This is a genomic window from Cupriavidus alkaliphilus (assembly GCF_014191175.1).
Taxonomy (GTDB): Bacteria; Pseudomonadota; Gammaproteobacteria; order Burkholderiales; family Burkholderiaceae; genus Cupriavidus; species Cupriavidus alkaliphilus.
Genome location: NZ_JACHWE010000003.1, coordinates 18872 through 36536 on the forward strand (window position 1 = coordinate 18872; position 17665 = coordinate 36536).

A 17665-nucleotide genomic window follows, 5' to 3' on the forward strand; every position below is an offset into this window, starting at 1 on the left:
GCCGATGTCTGCACCGGCCCGCGCCGGACCCTTGCAAGGAGCGCCATGCTGGAAACCGCCGCGCTGGCCGCGGGCATGTCCTGGGCCAGCGGCTTTCGCCTCTATCTGGCCGTGCTGGCCGCCGGAGTGCTGGCGCGGCTGGGCTGGCTGGAACTGCCGCCCGGGCTGCAGCCGCTGGAATCCTGGTGGGTGATCGGCGTGGCCGCGGTGCTGGCCGTGGCCGAGTTCGTCGCCGACAAGGTGCCGGCGTTCGACACCGTCTGGGACGGCATCCACACCTTCATCCGCATTCCGGCCGGGGCGATCCTGGCGGCCGCCGCGTTCGGCCAGCTGGATCCCCAGTGGGTGGTGGCCGCGGGCCTGGTCGGCGGCACGCTGGCCGGCACCGCGCATGCGGTCAAGGCCGGCACGCGCGCGTTGATCAACGTGTCGCCGGAACCGTTTTCCAACTGGACGGCCTCATTCACTGAGGACCTGACCGCCACCGGCAGCCTGCTGCTGGCGTTTTTCGTGCCGGTGCTGTTCCTGGTGCTGCTGGCGGTGTTCCTGGTGGGCTCGGTGTGGCTGCTGCCGAAGCTGTGGCGCGGGGTGCGCCGCGTCCATGCCAGCCTGCGCGGCGGGACCCGGCACGACGCACCACGCTAGCGTCGCGGCCGTTCCCGCGAGCTCTTTGCATTGCCTGACTGACCCGAGGCGCACCGGCGCCAGCAACCAAGAACCAACCAACCGATGCCCTCCGAGTCCGCCATCGACGTCCCTGCGACTGCCGCCCAACCCGCTGGACTGCACGCTGCCACCGGCGGCAGATTTTCCGCCTGGCGCCAGGCGCTGCGCATGGCCCGGCGCGACTGGCTGGCGGGCGAGCTCTACCTGCTGCTGTTTGCGCTGGTGCTGGCCGTGGCCGCGCTGACCAGCGTGGGCTTCATGGCCGACCGCATGCGGCTGGGCCTTGAGCGCGACGCGCGCCAGATGATTGCCTCGGATGTGCTGCTGGTGGCCGACCAGCCCTTCGACGCCGCGTTCGCGCAGCGTGCCCGGGCAGCCGGCCTGGCGGTGGCGCAGACCGTTACCTTCCCGAGCATGGCCACTGCCGAGGGCAAGGCCCAGGCCGGCGCCGAGCCACCCAGCCAGCTGGCCGCGCTCAAGGCCGTGACCGACGGCTATCCGCTGCGCGGCCGGCTCAAGGTGACCGGCGCGCCGGGCGGGCCGGACGCGCCCGCGGACGGCATCCCAGCGCCGGGCACGGTATGGGTCGACGAGGCGCTGCTGGGCGCGCTGGGCGTCGCGGTGGGCGACAGCCTGCGGCTGGGCAGCCGCAGCTTCCGCATTGACCGCATCATCACGCAGGAGCTCGATCGCGGCACCGGCTTCATGAACTTCGCGCCGCGCGTGCTGATGCCGCTGTCGGACCTGGACAGCACCGGGCTGATCGGCTGGGGCAGCCGCGTCACCTACCGGCTGCTGGTGGCAGGTCCGGATGCCGCCGGCGCGGCCTTCCAGAAATGGGCGCAGGACGAGATCGAACGCCGCCAGCTGCGCAATACGCGGGTCGAGTCGCTGGAATCCGGCCAGCCGCAGATGCGTGCCACGCTGGATCGCGCCGAACGCTTCCTGTCGCTGGTGGCGGTGCTGTCGTCGATGATCGCGGCAGTGGCGATCGCGATGTCGGCGCGCCGCTACATGCAGCGCCACACCGATGCCTGCGCGGTCTACAAGTGCCTGGGGCTGTCGCGCGGGCAGATCCTGCGGGCCTTCGGGCTGGAATTCCTGCTGGTCGGCGCGGGCGGCGCGCTGGCCGGGGTGCTGCTCGGCTACCTGGCGCACTATGGCCTGCTGCTGTCGCTGGGCGGGCTGCTCAAGGTGTCGCTGCCGCAGCCGTCGCTGCTGCCGGCGCTGGTGGGGGTGCTGGCCGGGCTGGTGCTGCTGGCCGGGTTTGCGCTGCCGCCGCTGCTGGCGCTGACGCGGGTCGCGCCGCTGCGGGTGCTGCGGCGCGATATCGGGCTGCCGCCGGTGTCGGCCTGGGTGGCCTACGCGCTGGGGCTGGGCGCCTTTGTCGCGCTGCTGCTGGTGGCCGCGCGCGACCTGCGGCTGGGCCTGACCACCGCCGGCGGCTTTGTCGCCGCGGGGGTGGTGTTCGGCGTGCTGGCGCTGGGCCTGCTGACGCTGCTGTCGCGGCTGCTGCGCGGACGCCTGCGCGGGCGCGCGGCGATGGGGTGGCGCTTTGCGCTGGCGGTGCTGGAGCGCCGCCGCGCGGTCACGGTGCTGCAGACCGTGGCGCTGGCGGTGGGGCTGATGGCGCTGCTGCTGCTCGGCATGACCCGCAACGACCTGGTCGATTCCTGGCGCAGCGCCACGCCGGCGGACGCGCCCAACCGCTTCATCATCAATATCCAGCCGGACCAGCGCGAGCCGCTGCGCCAGATGCTGGCCGGCGCCGGCATCACCGACCTGCTTTACCCGATGGTGCGCGGGCGCCTGACCCATATCGGCGCGCGCACCATCCGCGGCGACAGCTTCGAGGACGGGCGCGCGCGCAACCTGGTCGAGCGCGAGTTCAACCTGTCCTACACCGATGCGCTGCCGGAGGGCAACCGCGTGATCGCCGGGCGCTGGTCGAACGGCTCGGACGGCGACGAGGCGGGCGCGTCGGTGGAAGAGGGCATCGCCAAGACCCTGGGCATCCGTCTCGGCGACACGCTGCGCTTCGACGTGGCCGGCCAGGCGGTGCAGGCGCGCGTGACCTCGCTGCGCAAGCTCGACTGGGGCTCGATGCGGGTCAACTTCTTCGTGATCCTGCCGCCGCGGGCGATGCAGGGCATGCCCGAGACCTACATCACCTCGTTCCACCTGCCGCCCGCCAGCGCCGCGCTGGGCAACCGGCTGATCGCGGCCTTTCCCAACATCACCGTGGTCAATACCGACATGATCCTGCGCCAGATCCAGGACATCCTGGACCAGGTGATTGCGGCGGTGGAGTTCCTGTTCGTGTTCACGCTGGCCGCCGGGGTGACGGTGCTGTACGCGGCCTTGTCCGGCGCGCGCGACGAGCGCAAGCGCGACGCGGGCCTGCTCAAGGCGCTGGGCGCTTCGGCCGCGCTGGTGCGGCAGACGCAGTATGCCGAGTTCCTGGTGGTGGGCGGCCTCGCCGGCCTGCTGGCCAGCCTCGGCGCGATCGCGGTGGGCTGGGGGCTGTCGCAGTTCGTGTTCGATTTCCCGTACCGCTTCAATGCGTGGATCGTGCCGGTCGGCGTGGTTTCTGGCATGCTGTGCGCTTTTGCCGGCGGCTGGCTGGGCCTGCGCGAAGTGCTGCGCCAGCCAGCGCTGGCGACCTTGCGCGATGCCTGAGCCAGCGTGCCGGCGCCGCGCAGACCGAGTGTGTGATGAGTACTGAATCCGATGACAAGCCCGGCAATGCCGAGGTCACTGCCTTTGAACTGGTGGGCGGCGAGGCGCGCGTGCGCGAACTGGTCGACCGCTTCTACGACCTGATGGACCTGGAGCCGCAGTTCGCCGCGCTGCGCGCGCTGCATCCGCCGTCGCTCGAGGGCTCGCGCGACAAGCTGTTCTGGTTTTTGTGCGGCTGGCTGGGCGGCCCCAACCACTTTATCGAGCGCTTCGGCCATCCGCGCCTGCGCGCGCGGCATATGCCGTTCGAGATCGGCGTCAGCGAGCGCGACCAGTGGATGCGCTGCATGGCGCTGGCGATGCAGGACATCGGCCTGCCCGAAGACCTGCAGCTGCGCCTGATGCAGGCCTTCTTCCAGACCGCCGACTGGATGCGCAACGTGGCGCGCTGAGGCGCCAGCGCTGCCGTTTCTAACCCGAAAGGTTTTTCCTGCCGATGACAGCCCAACTGCCTGAAGACGCCCTGCGTGTGCTGGATTTCTGGTTCGACCAGCCCGGTTCGGCCGCCTGGAATACGGTGCGCCCGCAATGGTTCACCAAGTCGGATGCGTTCGATGCGCAGATTCGCGCGAACTTCCTTTCTGACTGGGAGGTCGCCTGCGACGGGGCGCCTGACGACTGGTCGGTCACGCCCGAGGGCGCGTGCGCGCGCGTGGTGCTGCTGGACCAGTTCCCGCGCAACATGTTCCGCAACGATCCGCGCAGCTTCGGCACCGATGCGCAGGCGCTGGCACTGGCCCGGCGCATCGTCGCCAGCGGCATGGACCGCGCGCTGCCTACCGACTACCACCGCATGTTCTGCTACATGCCGTTCGAGCATTCCGAGGCGCTGGAAGACCAGGACGAGGCGGTGCGCCTGATGACGCAGCTGCGCGAAGCCAGCGGCGGGGCGGTGGATGCCGTCGAGTGGGCCGAGAAGCACCGCGTGATCATCGCGCGCTTTGGCCGCTTCCCGCACCGCAATGCGGTACTGGGCCGGCGGAGTACGACCGAGGAACTGGCGTTCCTGCAGCAGCCGGGCTCTTCCTTCTGAACCCGATCCGGAAGCTGGCGCGCGCTCAGGTCTGGTCGCGCGCCTCCTGCCACTTGTCGACGCGCACGCGCGGCGCGGCTGCAAGTTGCGCCAGCAGGTTGGCGGGCGTGTCGCCCACGTGCAGCAGCTCGGCGTGCACCTGCTTCAGGAACCCTTCGCGCACCGCGTGCGACAGGAAGCCCAGCATGCCGTCGTAGAACCCGGCCAGGTTCAGCAGGCCCACCGGCTTGGCGTGGTAGCCCAGCTGGAGCCAGGTGAAGGTCTCGAACAGTTCCTCGAAGGTACCCACGCCGCCGGGCATGGCGACAAAGGCGTCGGCGCGGTCGGCCATCATCTGCTTGCGTTCGTGCATGTTGCGCACCACGTGCAGCTCGGTCAGGCCGCGGTGGCCGACTTCCTTCTGCATCAGCGCTTCGGGGATGATGCCGATGGCACGGCCGCCATGTTCCAGCACGGCGTCGGCGACGATGCCCATCAGGCCCACCTTGCCGCCGCCGTACACCAGCGTCAGGCCGCTTTCAGCCAGGGTGCGGCCGAGCAGGCGCGCGCCTTCGGCATATTCGGGACGGTTGCCGGGACTGGACCCGCAATACACGCAGACGGCTTTCACTTCGTTTCCTTTGCCGCACCGGCGGCGGCCTTGGCTGCCGCGTAGTCGCGCGCCAGCTGGTCGAATGCCTCCCGTGCCCGGCCGCGCAGATAGGGGGCCAGGATCGAGAAGATGTGGTAGCTCGAGCCGTGCAGGTAACCGCGGATCTGCTCGGGATCGTTGTACTGGCGCGGATGCTGCACGAACTGGAACGACAGCCAGTAGGTGGCGACCACCACCATGTTGGTGCAGATGGCCTCGACCTGCTCGGGCGTGGCTTCCATCTCGCCGTCCTCGATGAACTGGCGGCAGATCTCGTGCGCAAAGCGCTGCTTCTGCTCGACGATGCGCTTGAAGTTGGTCTCCAGCATCCGGTTGCGCGCCAGCAGGTCGTTGATGTCGCGGTACAGGAAGCGGTAGTTCCACAGGAACTCGGACATGTACTGCAGGTAGCCCCAGCTTTCGTCGAGCGTGGCCTTGTGGTCGTCCGGCATCTTCAGGCGGCGCTCCATCTCCTGCTCGAAGCGCACGAAGATCGAGTTGATGATGTCGTCCTTGTTGCGGAAGTGGTAGTAGAGATTGCCGGGGCTGATCTCCATCGCTTCCGCGATCGTGGTGGTGGTGACGTTGGGCTCGCCGACTTCGTTGAACAGGCGCAGCGAGACGTCGAGGATGCGGTCCCTGGTACGGCGGGGTCCGGTTTGCGGTTTCGGTTCCATGGGCGTCCGGGCGATCGGTGCGATCGGTAAGTCGGGGGCAGGGTTGCGATTATAAGCAATCGGCCTGCCTTGCCCATGCTGCGCCCCCGCCGCGCCGCGCCCGGCCACGTCTGTTCCGGGCCGGCTCAGCCCGCCAGCGCCTGCACCCACCGCACCACATGCGGCCCGGCGATGGTGATCCAGGTGCCGCCGCACAGCACCAGCGCCAGCATCACCGCGGCGCTGCCGAAGTCCTTGGCGCGCTTGGACAGGCTGTGCCGCTCCAGCGAGATGCGGTCGACCGCGGCCTCGACGCTGGAGTTGAGCAGTTCCACGATCAGCACCACCAGCAGCGTGCCCAGCAGCAGGATGCGCTCGACCGCCGTCACCGGCACCAGGAAGGCGCACGGCGTCAGGATCACCACCAGGGTCAGCTCCTGGCGGAATGCGCTCTCCTCCAGCACTGCATAGCGCAGCCCCGACAGCGAATTGATGGCCGCATGCCAGGCGCGCGCCAGGCCCCGGTTGCCCTTGTGCGGATTCTGGTCGACGGAGTAGTCAGCGCTCTGCATTGCCGGTGGCGGCCTCTGCATTGGCGGGTCGGACGGCAGTTCCGGATGCGGTTTCGGCATGGGCTTGCGGGGCGGAAGGCGTGGGTGTGGCGGGTGAGGCCGCTGCGCCGCCTCGCCCTGGCCTGGCAGCGGCGAACGGCCGCAGGTGGGCCAGGAACTGCTCGGACGCGGCGCGCCACGAGAAGCGCTCGGCGTGGGCCCGGGCCGTGGCGCGGTCGATGCGCAGCGCCTCCAGGCAGGCCTCGCGCAGGTCTTCGTGCATCACGCCGGCGGGGCTGTCGCCCAGCACGTCGATCGGGCCCGTGACCGGATACGCGGCCACCGGCAGGCCGCTGGCCAGCGCTTCCAGCAGCACCAGCCCGAAGGTGTCGGTGCGGCTCGGGAACACGAACACGTCAGCGGAAGCATACACCCGCGCCAGCTCGGGCTGGCTCAGCACACCCAGGTAGTTGGCGCCGGGGTAGCGGGCGCGCAGCGCCGGCAGCGCCGGGCCGTCGCCGACCACCCATTTGGAGCCGGGCAGGTCCAGCGCGAGGAACGCCTCGACGTTCTTCTCCACCGCCACGCGGCCGACGTACAGGAAGATCGGGTGGGCGGTGTTGAGCACATTGGCGCGCTGCGGCGTGAACACGTCCAGGTCCACGCCACGCGTCCACAGCACGGCATTGGTGATGCCGTAGCGCCGCAGGTCGTCCAGCACCACCGGGGTCGGCGCCATCACCGCCTGGGCGGGGCCATGGAACCAGCCCAGGAAGCGGTAGGTCCACGCCAGCGGAATGCCGAAGCGCGCCTGCACATATTCCGGGAAGCGCGTGTGGTAGGCGGTGGTGAAGGGCAGCTTGCGGCGCAGCGCATGGCTGCGCGCGGCCAGCCCGAGCGGGCCCTCGGTGGCGATGTGCAGCGCGTCGGGGCCGAAGGCCTCGATGCGCCGCCGTACGCGCGCGCCCGGCAGCAGCGACAGCCGGATCTCGGGGTAGGTCGGGCACGGCACCGTGCGGAATTCCAGCGGCGTGATCATGTCGACCGTGTGGCCCATCGCCTCCAGTTCGCGGCGCGTGGACTTGAGCGTGCGCACCACGCCATTGACCTGCGGTTCCCAGGCATCGGTGACGATCAGGATCTTCATGCAGCCTCCTTGGGCGCGGTGGAAGGGCAATGCGGATGGCGGGGGGCGGATGGAGCCATGCGAAACAAGCGCGACCCGCGCGGCTCAGCCGGCCACGGCAGCGCGGCGCCGGCGGCGCACGGCGGGCGCGGGAGCGTCGAGCAGCGTGGTCCAGTAGACGATCTTCAGTTCGCCTTCCAGGGTTTCGACCAGCGCCGACAGGCTTTCGACCCAGTCGCCGTCGTTGCAGTAGAGCTGGCCGTTGACCTCGCGGATCTCGGCCTTGTGGATATGGCCGCAGACCACGCCGTCGCAGCCGCGGCGACGCGCCTCGTCCACCATCGCGCTCTCGAATGCGCCGATGTAGTTGACCGCGTTCTTGACCTGGTGCTTCAGGTACTGCGACAGCGACCAGTACGGAAAACCCAGGCGCGCGCGCAGCCGGTTGAAGTGCCGGTTGAGCGCCAGGATCATGGTGTAGAGCGAATCGCCCAGGTAGGCCAGCCAGCGCGCGTGCTGCACCACGCCGTCGAACAGGTCGCCGTGCACCACCCACAGGCGGCGCCCGGTGGCGGTGACGTGGATCGCCTCTTCGCGCACGGTGATGTCGCCGAAGGCCATGCCGTCGAACTGGCGCGCGGCCTCGTCGTGGTTGCCGGGCACATAGATCACCTCGGTGCCCTTGCGCGCCTTGCGCAGCAGTTTCTGCACCACGTCGTTGTGGCTCTGCGGCCAGTACCAGCCGCGACGCAGCTGCCAGCCGTCGATGATGTCGCCGACCAGGTAGAGCTGGTCGGACTCGTTGTGCTTGAGGAAATCCAGCAGGTAGTCGGCCTGGCAGCCGGGGGTCCCCAGGTGGATGTCCGACAGCCAGATGGCGCGGTAGCGCTGGATCGGGTGCGGCTCGGGGGGATAGGTTTCCTGCGCTTCGCGCGGCGGCGCCAGCGCGGCGCCATCGAGCGCCGGCGCCATGAAGGCGGTCACCGGCGCGGCTGCGCCGCTGTCAGCGCTGCGGCGCAGCCATGGCGCCAGTTGCGAGGCCTTCGACAGATACCCGCGGGCAGATCGGATTGCTTGCACCATGCCAGTCCCGGTTGCGGCGATGGCTGCATTCAGCCAGCCCGCGGTGACGCCACGGTGACGAAAACATGACTGACAAATGAATCGTTGCGGTCGCGGGACAGCCGCCGCCGCGGCCGGCTCAGTGCCCGCGCGCGGACAGTTCGGCCAGGGCGTCGAGCACGGCACGCACCGCGGCGGGATGGCGCAGCAGCGACACATGGCCGATGCCGGACAGCGGGATATGGCCGGCGCCGTCGAGCCAGCCGGTGCAGGGCGGGCCCGCGATCGAATCGTGCCAGCTGAAGATCGAGATCATGCGCGCGCGCAGCCGCGGCGTTTCGGCGGCCGCGAGCGCGCGCAGCCACGGGCTGCCACAGCGCATCTGGCGCGCATTGTGGCCCCCGCCAAAGCGCGCCAGCGCGCTGCCGTGGTGCGGGCTGCCCAGCGTCACGATGCCCGCGCACAGGTCTTCATCGTCGGCCAGCCGCAGCGCGGCGCGCGCGACCAGGCCGCCCATGCTGTGGCAGAGCAGCAGCGGCGCGCGCCCGCTTTCGGCGCGGATGCGCCGCATCGCCGTCAGCAGCGCGTGCGCGTAGTCGTCGATATCGCCGAACACGGGTTCCAGGTCGATCCCGTGGCAACGGTAGCCGGCGGCGGCCAGCGCCGGCTGCATGTCGAGCCAGATGGCCTGGCCGCAGGCATAGCCATGGACCAGCAGCACCGGCGGGGCGTCGCGGCCGGGCCGGGCATGGTTGGCCGGCGCAAACGGTGCCCTCGCGCGGAAGGGTTGCAGCCAGTCGAACATGCGCAGTACCGCCAGGCATTCGGTTGCGTAGCAGCGCAACGCCTGCGCCAGCCGCAGCGGCCTGCGGGTGGCTGCTAGTTCGGCGGGGGGCGCGGGCGGGTGATCGCAGCGTGCGACCCACAGGCCGCGCCCGCTCAGCGCGAAGGCGATGGCAATGCCGCAGGCGAAGCCGCCCAGGATCAGCCCCGCGCCGGCGGCGAGCGCGCCGGGCCACGGCCAGGCCGCCGTGCGTACCAGCGCCGCGGCAATGCCCAGCGCTGCGGCCGCCTGCATGGTCACCGCGATGCGGCGGATGCCGGCGGCGCCAAGGCTCATGGCTTGGTGCGCAGGTCGGTCAGGCGCGTGCCGGCCAGGCGGTCGTGCAGGAACTGGCGGCGCGGGTCCAGCCAGGCCAGCAGGATCCAGATCAGCAGGCCGGCGCACAGCACGCCGACGAACGGGCCCTTGACCAGCCCGAGCAGATGGCCGACCGCGGCCGATGGCGGCAACCACAGCCACGCCAGCACGTAGCGCAGCGCCGCCTGCGGCCAGCGCGGTGGCACGCCCGCGGCGTTTTCGACGCGCATGCGCCAGGTCTGCATCGCCAGGGTCTGGCCGTTGCGCTGCCAGAACCACGTGAAATACAGCCCCATCACCAGGAAGCTCCACAGCTGGATCGCCAGCGGCCCGTCCATGCCCAGCTTCTGCAGCAGCGGACGCACCAGCAGGTAGGCGGCGGTCGAGGCACTCAACACGCCGAACAGCAGCACGCCTTCATAAAGCATGCAGGCGATGCGGCGGCGCAGCGGCGGGGCGGCCGGCGCGGACGCGGCAGGGGGTACGGGGTCGAGGGTGGCAGCGGGCATCGATGGCATTCTGGACAGGGCGCCGGCGCGCGGCATGCGGATGCCGGCGCGGGCCTGGCGAAGCTGGCCCATGTGCGCCGGCCGGCCTCAAACGGCCATTATGCCAAATGGCCTGCGAATTACTGGCGCACGGTGGCGTCGGAGGCCGCGGCCGTCGCTTCGGTGGCAGCCTGGGCCGCCGCGGCAGCCGGCACTGCGGCCGCGGGCAGCGCTGCGCTTGCGGGCGCCGCGGGAGTGGCAACGGCAGGGGCGGACGCCGCGGCAGCTGCCGCGACGGCGGGGGCTGCGGGCAGCGCCGCGGCCGCGCTGGCCGGCGTGCCGGCCGGGTGGGCAGCGTGGCCCGCGCCCGCCTTGTGTTCATGGCGCAGCTGGCGGCTGGTGTCGCTGGGCAGGCGCTTGCCGCTGGGCAGCGCGCTGACGGCGCCGGGGCGGCGCGGCACGTGGTCGGCGGCGGCCAGCTTCTTCTTCTGCTCTTCGGGCAACTGCTGGTACTTGTCCCAGGCCTCGGCCTTCTTTTCGGTCGGCAGCGAGCGCGTGATCTGGTAGTTTTCGCGCGCCAGCCGGCGTTGCTGCGGAGTCATCCTGACCCACTCCGCCATGCGTGCCTGCAGCCGGGCCTGTTCGGCCGGCGAATACTTCGGGTAGCGCGCGGCGATGCGCAGCCACTTGTGGCGGTTCAGCTCCGGCAGGGTGTCCCACAGCGGCTGCAGCGGCGCCAGGATGCGCTGGTTGACCGGGCTGAGGTCGGCCCAGGCGGGCTTGGCGCTGACCGGCTGGGCCGCGTGGGAGGCAGGGGCTCCGTCCGCCGCGGAAGCCCCCTGCGCCTGCGCCGGGGCGGGAAACAGCGCCCAGCAGGCGGCTGCGCCGGCCAGCAGGGCGGCCAGCCGGCGGCGCGGGGCGTCGGGGTGGGGAAGCGGGGGCGCCATGCTATTGCCCGTGCTTCAGGAACACGTGGAAGCCCTCGTCGGCATAGGCCGTGGGCGGCAGGTCGTCGAGCAGCATGGCGGCGTCGATATCGGCGAGTTCCTCGATGCGCTTCTGCTCCTGCCAGTGGTAGATGCCCACCAGGCCTGCGCCCAGCGCGACCAGCGTCCAGACCAGCCCCAGCCGGCGCAGCCAGGCGCCGGCGCGGTGCAGCGGCGAGGCGTCGTCGTCGAACAGCGGCGCCTGCGCGCCCGGCATGGCCAGCTGCGGCACCAGCACGTGGGCCTCGGCCTTCTTGCGGGCGACCGCCATCCGGCGCGCGGCGGCGAGCCGTTCGGAAATATCGGCCGGCAAGGCGTCGGCGCCGGCGTCAAGTGCCGCGCGAACCTCATGCGCAAACCGGCGCTCGCGGATTTCTTTGTCGTTTCTGCTCATAGTCGGACCCCCCGTGCGCGCAGGGCCTGCGCAAGCGTGTGCGTGGCACGGGAACAGTGCGTCTTGACGCTGCCTTCGGAGCAGCCCATCACGGCCGCGGTCTCGGCGACGTCCATATCTTCCCAGTAACGCATCAGGAATGCCTGGCGTTGACGCGTGGGCAGGCGCTGGATCTCCTGCTCGATGATGTGCATGACCTGGGCGCGCTCGACCTTGTCGGCGCTGCTTTCGGCCGACTCCGAGCCGACCTGGGCCTCGAGCGTCTCCAGCAGGTCGCTGTCGTCGCCGTCGTTACGGTCGTCGCGCAGGCTGGAAAACAGCGAGACCCAGGTATTGCGCACCTTCTGGCGCCGGAACCAGTCGTGGATGGTGTTCTGCAGGATGCGCTGGAACAGCGGCGCGAGTTCCGCGGCGCTCTTGTCGCCATATTTTTCGGCCAGCTTGATCATGGCGTCCTGGACGATGTCCAGCGCGGCCTCGTCGTCGCGGACGGCGAACACGGCCTGCTTGAAGGCGCGCCGCTCGACGCTGGCAAGAAATGCGGACAGTTCCTGGTCGGTGGCCATTCAGGCGGTTGGGGCTTGTTGCGCCGGGACCCGGGCCCGGTTCTGGTGAATGTGCTGCCAAGGGCGCGCGGCGCCCCAAGGTGCTGGGATGCTAGCAAAATTTGGCCGCGCTGTACCGTTTTGTCTGGCGGGAAATACATGGCGCTGCGCAAAAGTTTTTGCAAATCCGGGGAACTTGCCGATGCCGGCGGCGTAAACAACCGTAGACCGCGCTGGTGCATTGCAGTATCATCGACGGTTCACACGACATCAGTGGTTGTCTCATCCGGCCGCTTATGAGGCGGTCTTCCATGCAGACGCGCACCGCTTGAACCCGAGCCACAAGTTCGGCAGAGAGCATCCAAACAATTTTTTGCCGAAAATTGCAAAGGACTGAAATGAACATGCCCAGCGCGGAATTCTCCCACGCCGACAGCAATTCATCTGCCGCGCCCGAAATGATCGGGGCGGAAATTCTCGTTCACGCACTTGCCGAAGAAGGCGTCGAGTACGTCTGGGGCTACCCCGGCGGCGCAGTGCTGTACATCTACGACGAGCTCCACAAGCAAACCAAGTTCGAGCACATCCTGGTGCGCCACGAGCAGGCCGCGGTCCATGCCGCGGATGGCTACGCACGCGCAACGGGCAAGGTGGGCGTCGCCCTGGTGACCTCCGGTCCCGGCGTGACCAATGCCGTCACCGGCATCGCCACCGCGTACCTCGACTCGATCCCGATGGTGGTGATCACCGGCAACGTGCCGACCCACGCCATCGGCCAGGACGCCTTCCAGGAGTGCGACACCGTCGGCATCACCCGCCCGATCGTCAAGCACAACTTCCTGGTGAAGGACGTGCGCGACCTCGCCGCGACCATCAAGAAGGCGTTCTTCATTGCCTCGACCGGCCGTCCCGGCCCGGTGGTGGTGGACATCCCCAAGGATGTCTCGCGCAATGCCTGCAAGTACGAGTACCCCAAGTCGATCGACATGCGCTCGTACAACCCGGTCAACAAGGGCCACTCGGGCCAGATCCGCAAGGCCGTGGCGCTGCTGCAGAACGCCGAGCGCCCGTACATCTACAGCGGCGGCGGCGTGGTGCTGGCCAATGCCAGCGACGAGCTGCGCCAGCTGGCGGCGCTGACCGGCCACCCGGTGACCAACACGCTGATGGGCCTGGGCGCGTTCCCCGGCACCCACAAGCAGTTCGTCGGCATGCTCGGCATGCACGGCACGTATGAAGCCAACATGGCCATGCAGAACTGCGACGTGCTGATCGCCATCGGCGCCCGCTTCGACGACCGCGTGATCGGCAACCCGTCGCACTTCACCTCGCAGGCGCGCAAGATCATCCATATCGACATCGATCCGTCGTCGATTTCCAAGCGCGTCAAGGTCGATATCCCCATCGTCGGCAACGTCAAGGACGTGCTGCAGGAACTGATTGCCCAGATCAAGGCCAGCGACATCAAGCCCAAGCGCGAGGCGCTGGCCAGGTGGTGGGAGCAGATCGAGCAATGGCGCTCGGTCGACTGCCTGAAGTACGACCGCAGCTCCGAGATCATCAAGCCGCAGTACGTGGTGGAAAAGATCTGGGAACTGACCCACGGCGACGCCTTCATCTGCTCCGACGTCGGCCAGCACCAGATGTGGGCCGCGCAGTTCTACAAGTTCAACGAGCCGCGCCGCTGGATCAACTCCGGCGGCCTGGGCACGATGGGCGTGGGCCTGCCGTATGCGATGGGCATCAAGAAGGCATTCCCGGAGAAGGAAGTCGTCACCATCACCGGCGAGGGCTCGATCCAGATGTGCATCCAGGAGCTGTCGACCTGCCTGCAGTACGACACCCCGGTGAAGATCTGCTCGCTCAACAATGGCTACCTCGGCATGGTGCGCCAGTGGCAGGAGATCGAGTACGACAACCGCTACTCGCATTCCTACATGGATGCGCTGCCCGATTTCGTCAAGCTGGCCGAGGCCTACGGGCATATCGGCATGCGCGTCGAGAAGACGTCGGACGTCGAGCCGGCGCTGCGCGAGGCGTTCCGCCTGAAGGACCGTACCGTGTTCCTGGATTTCCAGACCGATCCCACCGAAAACGTCTGGCCGATGGTCCAGGCGGGCAAGGGCATTTCCGAAATGCTGCTCGGCGCGGAGGACCTGTAAATGCGACACATCATTTCGGTCCTGCTGGAAAACGAAGCCGGTGCGCTGTCGCGCGTGGTGGGCCTGTTCTCGGCCCGCGGCTACAACATCGAGACGCTGACCGTGGCGCCGACCGAGGACTCCTCGCTGTCGCGCATGACCATCGTCACCACCGGTTCGGACGACGTGATCGAGCAGATCACCAAGCACCTGAACCGGCTGGTGGAAGTGGTCAAGGTGGTCGACCTGACCGAAGGCGCGCACATCGAGCGCGAGCTGATGCTCGTCAAGGTGCGCGCGGTGGGCAAGGAGCGCGAGGAAATGAAGCGCACCGCCGATATCTTCCGCGGCCGCATCATCGATGTCACCGAGAAGACCTACACCATCGAGCTGACCGGCAACGGCGTCAAGCTCGATGCGTTCCTGGACGCGATCGACCGCACCGCCATCCTTGAGACCGTCCGTACCGGCGGCTCGGGCATCGGCCGCGGCGAGCGCATCCTGAAGGTCTGACCGGCTCCGGCTCAGCCAACGGCTTCACGCAGTATCCCCGGGGCGGCGCGATCCGGGCGCACACGATGCGCACGAGGATGCCGCTCCTCTCATACAAAAGACAGAGATTGAAGGAATCATCATGAAAGTGTTTTACGACAAGGACGCCGACCTCTCCCTGATCAAGGGCAAGAACGTCACCATCATCGGCTACGGCTCGCAGGGCCATGCCCACGCGCTGAACCTGAAGGATTCGGGCGTCAACGTGACCGTCGGCCTGCGCAAGAGCGGTGCGTCGTGGAACAAGGCCGTCAACGCCGGCCTGCAGGTCAAGGAAGTGGCCGAGGCCGTCAAGAACGCCGACGTGGTCATGATCCTGCTGCCGGACGAGCAGATCGCCGACGTCTACAAGAACGAAGTGCACGCCAACATCAAGGAAGGCGCCGCGCTGGCCTTCGCGCACGGCTTCAACGTGCACTACGGTGCGGTGATCCCGCGCGCCGACCTCGACGTGATCATGATCGCGCCGAAGGCCCCGGGCCACACCGTGCGCGCCACCTACACGCAAGGTGGCGGCGTGCCGCACCTGATCGCCGTGCACCAGAACAAGTCCGGCGCCGCCCGTGACATCGCCCTGTCGTACGCCACCGCCAACGGCGGCGGCCGTGCCGGCATCATCGAGACCAACTTCCGCGAAGAAACCGAAACCGACCTGTTCGGCGAGCAGGCCGTGCTGTGCGGCGGTACCGTCGAGCTGATCAAGGCCGGCTTCGAGACCCTGGTGGAAGCCGGCTATGCGCCGGAAATGGCCTACTTCGAGTGCCTGCACGAGCTGAAGCTGATCGTCGACCTGATCTACGAAGGCGGCATCGCCAACATGAACTACTCGATCTCCAATAACGCCGAATATGGTGAGTACGTCACCGGCCCGCGCGTGGTGACCGAAGAGACCAAGAAGGCGATGAAGCAGTGCCTGAAGGACATCCAGACCGGCGAATACGCCAAGAGCTTCCTGCTCGAGAACAAGGCCGGCGCCCCGACCCTGATCTCGCGCCGCCGCCTGAACGCCGAGCACGAAATCGAAGTGGTGGGCGAGAAGCTGCGCGCGATGATGCCGTGGATCGCCAAGAACAAGATGGTCGACCAGTCGAAGAACTGATTCACAGCGCTGCCTGATGGTCCGCGCCGCACGGCGGCGGGCCGAAGCCGTTCAGCGTTCCGTGCCTTGCCCTTCTATCATCGGAAGGGGATTGCCGGGACCTGAACGGCTTTTTGTTATCCTTGTCGAACTTTTCGGGCAAGGCGTGCCGGATGCTGCTCGCGCGGCGGCCGGCAGGGCGCGCGGCACCTGCGTGCCGCGGCCAGGCCGCCTTGCCTTGGCCTGACTCCACCGAAACACGTACTGCATGAACTATCCTCATCCGCTGATCGCCCGTGAAGGCTGGCCGTTCCTGGCCGGCGCCTTTGTCATCTCGCTGCTGGTGCACGCCAGCGCGGGCTTCTGGTGGGCGCTGCCGCTGTGGATCATCACGGTATTCGTGCTGCAGTTCTTCCGCGATCCGCCGCGTCCGATCCCGTCGCAGCCCAACGCCGTGCTGGCCCCGGCCGACGGCCGCATCGTCGTGGTCGAGAAGGCCATGGACCCGTACGCCAAGCGCGAGGCGCTGAAGATCAGCGTCTTCATGAACGTCTTCAACGTGCACTCGAACCGGGTCTCGGTCGACGGCGCGGTGGAGAAGGTCGAATACTTTCCCGGCAAGTTCGTCAATGCCGACTTGGACAAGGCCTCGACCGAAAACGAACGCAACGCGGTGCTGATCCGGCGCGCGGCCGACGGCCAGCTGGTCACGCTGGTGCAGGTGGCGGGCCTGGTGGCGCGCCGCATCCTGTGCTACACCAAGGCCGGCGACAACCTCTCGCGCGGCCAGCGCTACGGCTTTATCCGCTTCGGCTCGCGCGTCGACGTGTACCTGCCGCTCGACGCACGCCCGCGCGTGACCATCGGCGAGAAGGTGTCGGCCTCGTCGACCATCCTCGCCGAACTCGACGTGCAGTGAGCGGCGGCCTGACCGGAGGACAGTGATGGTTGCCTTCCATCGACGTAACAAGCGCAGCAGCAGCGGCAACGTGACCCACCTGCGGCCGTTCCGCCACAACCAGCTGCGCGGCGCCGACGACGACTTCGACGACGAAGCCGCCGACGACCACGACATCGCCTACCAGCGTCCGCGCCGGCGCGGCATCTACCTGCTGCCCAACGCCTTCACCACCGCGGCGCTGTTCGCCGGCTTCTTCGCCATCGTGCAGGCGATGAACATGCGCTTCGACGCCGCCGCCATCGCCATCTTCGCGGCCATGGTGCTCGATGGCATGGACGGGCGCGTGGCGCGCATCACCAATACGCAAAGCGCGTTCGGCGAGCAGTATGACTCGCTCTCGGACATGACCTCGTTCGGCGTCGCGCCGGCGCTGGTGATGTACGAATGGATCCTGCATGATCTGGGCAAGTGGGGCTGGATCGCGGCCTTTGTCTACTGCACCTGCGCGGCACTGCGTCTGGCGCGCTTCAACGCCAACATCGGCGTGATCGACAAGCGCTTCTTCCAGGGCCTGCCCAGCCCCGCCGCGGCGGCGCTGGTGGCCGGCTTCGTCTGGCTGGTGATCGACAACAAGCTGCCGGTCAAGGAGCTGTGGATGCCGTGGGTGGCGTTCGGCATCACGCTGTACGCGGGGCTGTCGATGGTGTCCAATGCGCCGTTCTACAGCGGCAAGGCGCTCGACGTGCGCTACCGCGTGCCGTTCGGCATGATGGTGCTGGTCCTGGTGCTGTTCGTGGTGGTCTCGACCGATCCGCCGGTGGCGCTGTTCGGGCTGTTCGTGGCCTACGCGATTTCGGGCTATGTGCTGTGGGCCTGGCGGGCCATGCATGGCAAGCCGGCGATCGAGAAGAAGCCGCGGGAATAAATCGCAGAAGGGCGCTCAGGCGCCCTTCATGCATTGCGGGATTCACAATT

General features: G+C 68.5%; 19 protein-coding genes. 9 read left to right on the top strand and 10 right to left on the bottom strand.

Annotated features, from left to right (window positions below; translation table 11 throughout):
* The first annotated feature begins 45 nt into the window (after positions 1–45).
* The 4 genes from FHX60_RS11515 to FHX60_RS11530 all read left to right on the top strand — a co-directional run bounded on the left by FHX60_RS11515 (position 46) and on the right by FHX60_RS11530 (position 4438).
* A complete protein-coding gene (locus tag FHX60_RS11515) occupies positions 46–645 on the top strand; it encodes a DUF4126 domain-containing protein (protein ID WP_092314102.1) in 600 nt (199 codons plus the stop codon).
* Positions 646–729: 84 nt separating this feature from the next.
* Complete coding sequence (locus tag FHX60_RS11520) at positions 730–3345, top strand: ABC transporter permease (RefSeq protein WP_116601705.1); 2616 nt, start codon at positions 730–732, stop codon at positions 3343–3345.
* A 35-nt stretch (positions 3346–3380) separates the two neighbouring features.
* A complete protein-coding gene (locus FHX60_RS11525) occupies positions 3381–3797 on the top strand; it encodes a group II truncated hemoglobin (protein ID WP_112775275.1) in 417 nt (138 codons plus the stop codon).
* Between the two features lie 44 nt (positions 3798–3841).
* Entirely contained in the window at positions 3842–4438 is a 597-nt protein-coding gene (locus tag FHX60_RS11530) for a DUF924 family protein (RefSeq protein WP_183283462.1), read from the top strand.
* 25 nt (positions 4439–4463) lie between these two features.
* Here the strand turns inward: FHX60_RS11530 and FHX60_RS11535 are convergent, their stop codons facing one another.
* The 10 genes from FHX60_RS11535 to FHX60_RS11580 all read right to left on the bottom strand — a co-directional run bounded on the left by FHX60_RS11535 (position 4464) and on the right by FHX60_RS11580 (position 12039).
* Positions 4464–5048: an LOG family protein gene (locus FHX60_RS11535; protein ID WP_112775276.1), complete on the bottom strand. Its 585-nt coding sequence runs from the start codon at positions 5046–5048 to the stop codon at positions 4464–4466.
* Positions 5045–5746 carry a TetR/AcrR family transcriptional regulator gene (locus FHX60_RS11540; RefSeq protein ID WP_112775277.1) on the bottom strand — a complete coding sequence of 234 codons (702 nt, stop codon included), beginning with the start codon at positions 5744–5746 and terminating at the stop codon, positions 5045–5047. Before FHX60_RS11540 ends, FHX60_RS11535 begins: the two co-directional genes overlap by 4 nt.
* Before the next feature lie 125 nt (positions 5747–5871).
* Positions 5872–6357: a diacylglycerol kinase gene (locus FHX60_RS11545; RefSeq protein ID WP_092314090.1), complete on the bottom strand. Its 486-nt coding sequence runs from the start codon at positions 6355–6357 to the stop codon at positions 5872–5874.
* Positions 6284–7423, bottom strand: a complete 1140-nt coding sequence (locus FHX60_RS11550) for a glycosyltransferase family 4 protein (RefSeq protein ID WP_183283463.1) — start codon at positions 7421–7423, stop codon at positions 6284–6286. The genes FHX60_RS11545 and FHX60_RS11550 overlap by 74 nt, the downstream gene beginning before the upstream one ends.
* An 84-nt stretch (positions 7424–7507) precedes the next feature.
* The gene (locus FHX60_RS11555) at positions 7508–8485 is read right to left on the bottom strand and encodes a UDP-2,3-diacylglucosamine diphosphatase (protein WP_116382267.1); all 978 of its coding nucleotides are present in this window, start codon (positions 8483–8485) and stop codon (positions 7508–7510) included.
* A 118-nt stretch (positions 8486–8603) separates the two neighbouring features.
* Positions 8604–9584: an esterase/lipase family protein gene (locus tag FHX60_RS11560; protein WP_183283464.1), complete on the bottom strand. Its 981-nt coding sequence runs from the start codon at positions 9582–9584 to the stop codon at positions 8604–8606.
* Positions 9581–10114: an RDD family protein gene (locus FHX60_RS11565; protein ID WP_112775472.1), complete on the bottom strand. Its 534-nt coding sequence runs from the start codon at positions 10112–10114 to the stop codon at positions 9581–9583. Before FHX60_RS11565 ends, FHX60_RS11560 begins: the two co-directional genes overlap by 4 nt.
* A gap of 119 nt (positions 10115–10233) precedes the next feature.
* Positions 10234–11040: a DUF3106 domain-containing protein gene (locus FHX60_RS11570; RefSeq protein ID WP_183283465.1), complete on the bottom strand. Its 807-nt coding sequence runs from the start codon at positions 11038–11040 to the stop codon at positions 10234–10236.
* Position 11041: 1 nt separating this feature from the next.
* Entirely contained in the window at positions 11042–11473 is a 432-nt protein-coding gene (locus FHX60_RS11575) for a DUF3619 family protein (RefSeq protein ID WP_183283466.1), read from the bottom strand.
* Positions 11470–12039, bottom strand: a complete 570-nt coding sequence (locus FHX60_RS11580; RefSeq protein ID WP_112775282.1) for an RNA polymerase sigma factor — start codon at positions 12037–12039, stop codon at positions 11470–11472. The genes FHX60_RS11575 and FHX60_RS11580 overlap by 4 nt, the downstream gene beginning before the upstream one ends.
* 377 nt (positions 12040–12416) lie before the next feature.
* Between FHX60_RS11580 and FHX60_RS11585 the strand changes: the two genes are divergently transcribed.
* The 5 genes from FHX60_RS11585 (at position 12417) to pssA (ending at position 17615) form a co-directional block, all read left to right on the top strand.
* On the top strand, positions 12417–14180 hold the full coding sequence (locus FHX60_RS11585) for an acetolactate synthase 3 catalytic subunit (RefSeq protein ID WP_092314076.1): 1764 nt from the start codon (positions 12417–12419) through the stop codon (positions 14178–14180).
* Positions 14181–14672, top strand: coding sequence for an acetolactate synthase small subunit (gene ilvN, locus FHX60_RS11590; protein ID WP_012352317.1), 492 nt, complete (start codon positions 14181–14183; stop codon positions 14670–14672).
* 121 nt (positions 14673–14793) lie between these two features.
* Positions 14794–15810, top strand: a complete 1017-nt coding sequence (gene ilvC / locus FHX60_RS11595) for a ketol-acid reductoisomerase (RefSeq protein ID WP_012352318.1) — start codon at positions 14794–14796, stop codon at positions 15808–15810.
* Between the two features lie 247 nt (positions 15811–16057).
* Positions 16058–16708, top strand: coding sequence for a phosphatidylserine decarboxylase (locus tag FHX60_RS11600; protein WP_115708761.1), 651 nt, complete (start codon positions 16058–16060; stop codon positions 16706–16708).
* 25 nt (positions 16709–16733) lie between these two features.
* Positions 16734–17615 (top strand): CDP-diacylglycerol--serine O-phosphatidyltransferase, encoded by an 882-nt coding sequence (gene pssA, locus FHX60_RS11605; RefSeq protein ID WP_092314070.1) that lies wholly within the window; start codon positions 16734–16736, stop codon positions 17613–17615.
* The last annotated feature ends 50 nt before the right edge of the window (positions 17616–17665 follow it).